A 5,463-nucleotide genomic window follows, 5' to 3' on the forward strand; every position below is an offset into this window, starting at 1 on the left:
AGTCGGCATCAAAAAAATGGAGTATGCCGATCCAGAACTGGCGGCTGGCAATGAGCCGTTTTATTATCGAGTTCGGTGATCGCCTGAGCGATCACCTTTAATACAGGGGCAGTTACACAGAATTACGTACACCCTCTTTAGCAACGATCTTTATAAGAATAAAATTTTTGTAATTCACTCGGATCTCTTTCAAGGATACCAATGTAATGCTCATATGATCTAATCAACTCAAGATAACCACATATAGCATTTATTCCAAAAGCATCCCTTAAATCGGCATATCCGCCTTTTTTCTCTGTAATGACACATCCCCAATCACTTGGCAACCTGTCATCAAGAACGTCAAAAAGATTTGAAGGCACCCACAAGGGAGCATCTCCATCAGGGCAGACGAGTAAGTCAGTTCGGAGTGGGTAGTACATCATTCCATAAACTGTATACTCCACACCTTTTTCTAAAGGAGAAAATTCCGTTTCGTCATTCTCCCCCATAACTCTCGCTTCATCAGGCAAGTCTTTTCCTGATTTTGAATTACATAAAACCAGCATTATTAAATTACCTATTTGAATTTAAAATCATCGACCTGATTCGTTTTCGTATTACGCACATAGTGTATTTCGACACCATTAATATTTTGTGCCATTTTCACCCATCCCTCCTCCTTAGGCCATCGCTTGTCTGTCATCGGGATTGGTAATTGACGACCCGCAGCGGGATTAGATAGGGCTTGATCCATTGCCAATTTTTCTTGTAAAGAATTTGCTTGTGTTCTACCAGTTGAGCCGAGTCCCAACGGTTTTTCAGATAAATACGCCAAGTCATCCTTATTCGGCCCATCAGGGATCGGCGTCGTGGTAGTGTTTCCGGCAGTTGATGGCGCTCCATCGGTATTTCCGGTATTCGTTACTCCCTGACCTTGCGACTGATTATTTCCTGTATGACTCGGTATTCCAGTTGGCTCCAGTTGCTGATTGCCACCTGTATTCGTTAGGGATTGCCCGGCACCATTCAGTTGATCCCCCCCCGTATGCGACGGCGCATACTTGTCCTGAAGTGAGCTGAGATATTTTGCAGTGATCTCGTTATTCCCTATCAGTTCCAGTGTGACGAGATGATCCAGTTCATCAGAGGTTATCTTGTCTGCAACCTCTTTGAGTGCCACACCGGCCAGACCGGCGATGCCTGCTTTCGCACCTATTTCCAGCAACTGTGAGGCAACCTTTGTCCTGCACGGTGACGCTATCGCACACCCCTCAAGCAATACCTTGCCCAGCGAGTTATTCTCCACCTCATTCTTGGCCGTGTTCGCAGCACTGCCAGCATCAATCAGGTTACCACCGGCTATACCGCCCACACCAGCGCCCGCTATCATTACCAGATTCGCCACCAGCTGTTTTTGCTCTGCCGACAGCGTCTCCGCTTTCGGGTACAGCGCCTGCGCAATCAGCCCGCTTGCCGCCGCCGCGGTGAAACCGCCCAATGCACCACTGGTCGCACTTCCTCCCTGTGTCCGTGCAAGAAACGCACCCAATACCGTATGCAACGCCACCCGCACCGGCTCGTTGCCATCGCTCACATCCTTCACCAGCTTCGCCAGATACGGTGCCGCCGCGCCGCTTACCGCACCACTCAGGTTTCCTCCCAGCCCTCCCGATAACGCGGCCGTCAGTGCAGTGCCCGCCGCCCAGTAGGCGCTTCCCGGCGCGTAACTTTCCCCCGCCTTCCTGACTTCCTCGCTGTTCTTTATTCGGCTTTCCATCTCACTGGCTGGCACCCCTTCCTGGGTCAGACGCTGCGCTGCCGCGGTGGCCGCCTCCCGCTTTTTATACTCCCCATACGCGCCCATCGCCTGCACACCCAGCGAGGTCATCTCTTTCTGGATAGCAAGACGGTCTTCCACCTCATTGCGCTTAAAACCATCCGCCACAGCCCCAAGCGTACCCAACGTATCTCGTCTGAGCTGCCCGATGTCCTGCGACTGTGTCGCATCATGGATTATAATCGTACCCGGTGCCACCGCAGAGCGGGTCGTTCCTGACACCTTACCGGTGCTTTGTAACAAACCGCCTACCGGCATACTATCCGTCGAAGCGACAAGGTTTATTCCTCGCCCCTGATAATTCGAAACATTGGCGATATCACGCCAGCCCAGCGTTCCTGTCTCCAGCCGGTTCTTCTCCGCACCCGCGTCCGAGGCCAGCACAGCTCCATCCAGTTGGGTATGTCCGCCAACCCGGATAGCAAACCCGTCTTCACCGGCTTTTATGCCACTCTGCTCCGTCACCGACGCATAACGGTTATTCAAAATCTGCTGGCTCAGGCTGGCATTACCCGACACCGTCTGCCCGGCACAAATAGGCGGAACACAAATGCTGATGTTGACGCCTGCACTGGTGTTTTTGCTGGCATAGGTGGCACTGTCCTGTACGCTGCTAATATGCAGATTTCCTCCCACATCCGCATTAACCCGCTCACCGGATACCACCGCACCCTCCAGTGTCGTATCATCACCGCTGCTCAGGTTTACCGCGCCTGCGGCCGTGACCCGCGACAACTGATAACTCTGACTGCTACCCGTTTCCTGACCTTTCTGCCCACTGGCGGACAGTTCAATAGTGAAGCCGTTCTGCGTGCCACCCAGACCAAACCCCACACCAGCACCAAACTGGCTACCGCTACTACTTCCGTTCACACTTTCCTGACTTTGCGCCGCCTTCAGCGTCAGCGCCCGGCCTGCCGACAGATCAACATTTTGCCCCCGGATATCTACGCCTGTCGCGCTAATGTCCTGAGCAGCTTTCACCTGCACATCCCCGTTGGCATACAGGGTACTGCCTTCACGGCTGACTTTATCTTGCTGCTGTACGCTGCGACTGCTACCACCCCCGGCACTAACCGTGACTTTGATCGCCGAGCCGTTCATTTGCGTGACTGTAGTTTTGGTTACCAGATTCAGCGCGGTCTGCGCGGCATAAATCGCACTTAACCTCGGGTCACGGTTGTCTTCCACTGACTGCGACAGCTTCTCAAGAGACTGTGCCGCACTCACTGCATAACCGGATAAGGCCGTTGTCACACCATATTGGCGACTTTGTTGTTCTCGTGTGCGATGCTCTGTATCCGCTGCCGGATCAAGCGTTACATTGCGACCGGACAGCAGCAAGGACTGACCAGCACGCAAGTCGGCACCAGCAATCGCCACATTCTCCCCAGCAGACACACGCACATTACCTTCACCGCTCTGTATATAGCTCCTCAGCACACTCTGCTGGCTGACATCATCCAGTGAATGATAGGTCGTTGACCTCCAGCCGACGGTTCCGCTGTATCCATCACCGCCTAAATCGCCAATCACACTGCGGTTGCCGCTGGTTTCATTGCGGGCGTGATTCTGCCCAGGGGTAATGACAACATTTCCGTTGTCGGCCTGCAGTACAACATCCCGGCCCCCTGTTATCGCACTGCCCGCGACACGGATATCCCCCGTCTGGCTGTTCAACGTCACCTTCTGACCACTGACAGTACTGGGTGTCTGGGCCTGAGTCTCCCCTGACTGCCTCTCCCAGGCACGTTCAGTGCCAAACGGCACCAGTCCAACACCGTGGTTAGGTCCACCGCCAATCTGACGAATAGCTGAACTAATACCGGGCGTGGCAAAACTGAATGATGTTCCATGACTGGAGGAATGCAATCCGGTTTCTTCGGCATCACTGGCACTCTGCAGCACGATATTACGCGCAGCATTGAGGAATACATCACCACCCGCATGAATCGCGCTGCCAGAGGCGACAATATCGCCGCTCAGCGCCTTTCCGGACGCATTCTGCTGACCGTTGCCGGCGGCACGTAATTGGATATTGCCTGCAGCAGTCAGTGCACTGCCGCTTTGGTAAACCCCCTGGATATGCTGTACAGACTGGCTCACCTGACGTCCGACCGAAATGGCCAGTTGCGGCACATCAAACACCATCGCCGCCATTTCACCGGCAAATAGTCTGGCTTTCTGTGTTACCCCGTCAACGTTGGCAATATCGCGTAAATTCTGATAGCTATCATACGGAGTGCCTTTTAGCGCAACACTTATCCCACTGCTTTTCGTTTCAAGCCGGGTGGTGATGTCACGGGTATCTATTCCGGGGGCAATGGCAATATTTTCAGCAATAACATTGATGTTCCCTGTCTGACGCCCATCCGTTGGTGTCTGACTGGCGGCAATAACGTCACTGCCAATAATGGCGACATTTCTCCCGGCCTGAATAACCACATTGCCATCTGATGCACCAACCACGCTGCGAGCGGCGCTCTGGCGGGTTTCCGCTCCATCATACCCGGCCTTACTGGACTGTGACCCGATGGTGAATCCCAGACCGCCGCTGCTCATCAAGCCGGATTTCTTTCTGGTCTGCTCCTCGTGATGCCACTGTTCCTCAATGCCTGCAACCAGGTTGACATCGTTACCGGCGTTCAGTGCAATAGACTTTTCTCCAGCAATAGCAGACGCCTGCAGGTTGATATCCTGCCCCGCCGTCAGCGCCACGCTCCCCCCCGACAGCAGCGTCCCCTTCTCCGTCGTCTGCGCCGTTTCACGCTGCGTGTGCGTGGTGGTCTTCGACAGGAACCCCTTCTTCACCGTCGTCTCTTCAAAAAAATCATGCCGGCTTTCCGTCGCCGACAGCAGGCTCAGGTCACGCCCCGCCTGCGCCGTCAGCTCGCCCGCCGTTTCCGCCTGCGCCCCCTGCAGCGTCAGGTCCTGACCCGCCCGCAGGCTCAGCCCCCCGCCCGCATTCAGCACCGTCCCCTGCTGCGTCACCGTCTGCTGCCAGTCCAGGTGCCGCTTCCACGCGTTCGAGCTGAACTGCTCCTGCTCAGCCGACAGCAGGCTCAGGTCCCGCCCCGCCGACAGCGCCAGGGTGCCTGCCGCGCTCAGCTGCGCCGCCGTGCCATTCAGATCACGCCCGGCATTCAGGCTCAGCGCGCCCCCGCTGGCAAGCGTGCTCTGCACCAGTCCCTGACGACGACGTTCGGTGGTAGCCCCGCCGCCCTCGCGCACCGTGTCCGTCACCGTGCCCAGCGCCTTCAGCTGGATGTCGTTGCCCGCCGCCAGACTCAGCGGCCCGCCCGCACTCAGCTGCGCCCCGTTCAGCGCGATATCGTGCCCCGCCTGCAGCGTCAGCCCGTTTTGTGCCGTTATCAGCCCGGCCTGGCCGATATCGGTATGGGTTAATCGTTCACGTCCATTTATGGATTCAAATTGCCACTGGCTGGTCGTCGTGGTGTTGACAATATCGCCGCTGACGCTGGCCAGTGTCACCTGACGGCCCTGAATGGTGGCGCTGCTGTTGGTCAGGTTACCCAGCGCCACCAGATTCAGCGCCCCGCCCGCGTTCAGCAGCCCGCCTTCGCGGTTGGTGACCTGCCCCCCGCTGGCGATGTTGAGCGCCGTCACCGCCGTCACCGTGCTGC

2 protein-coding genes are annotated in these 5,463 nt (G+C 56.0%); both read right to left on the minus strand.

Annotated elements, in window-relative coordinates; all coding sequences use genetic code 11:
- Window positions 1–137 precede the first annotated feature (137 nt).
- A complete protein-coding gene (locus OB87_RS19285) occupies window positions 138–548 on the minus strand; it encodes a hypothetical protein (protein ID WP_152605913.1) in 411 nt (136 codons plus the stop codon).
- A gap of 11 nt (window positions 549–559) precedes the next feature.
- On the minus strand, window positions 560–5,463 hold a 4,904-nt coding region (locus tag OB87_RS19290; RefSeq protein ID WP_200884327.1), incomplete at its 5' end, for a hemagglutinin repeat-containing protein.

The sequence above is a fragment of the Dickeya undicola genome, assembly GCF_000784735.1.
Classification (GTDB): domain Bacteria; phylum Pseudomonadota; class Gammaproteobacteria; order Enterobacterales; family Enterobacteriaceae; genus Dickeya; species Dickeya undicola.

What these genes read in the sequence shown, in the direction of transcription:
- OB87_RS19285 (WP_152605913.1), bottom strand. Translation starts at nt 548, where the DNA reads ATGCTGGTTTTATGTAATTCAAAATCAGGAAAAGACTTGCCTGATGAA.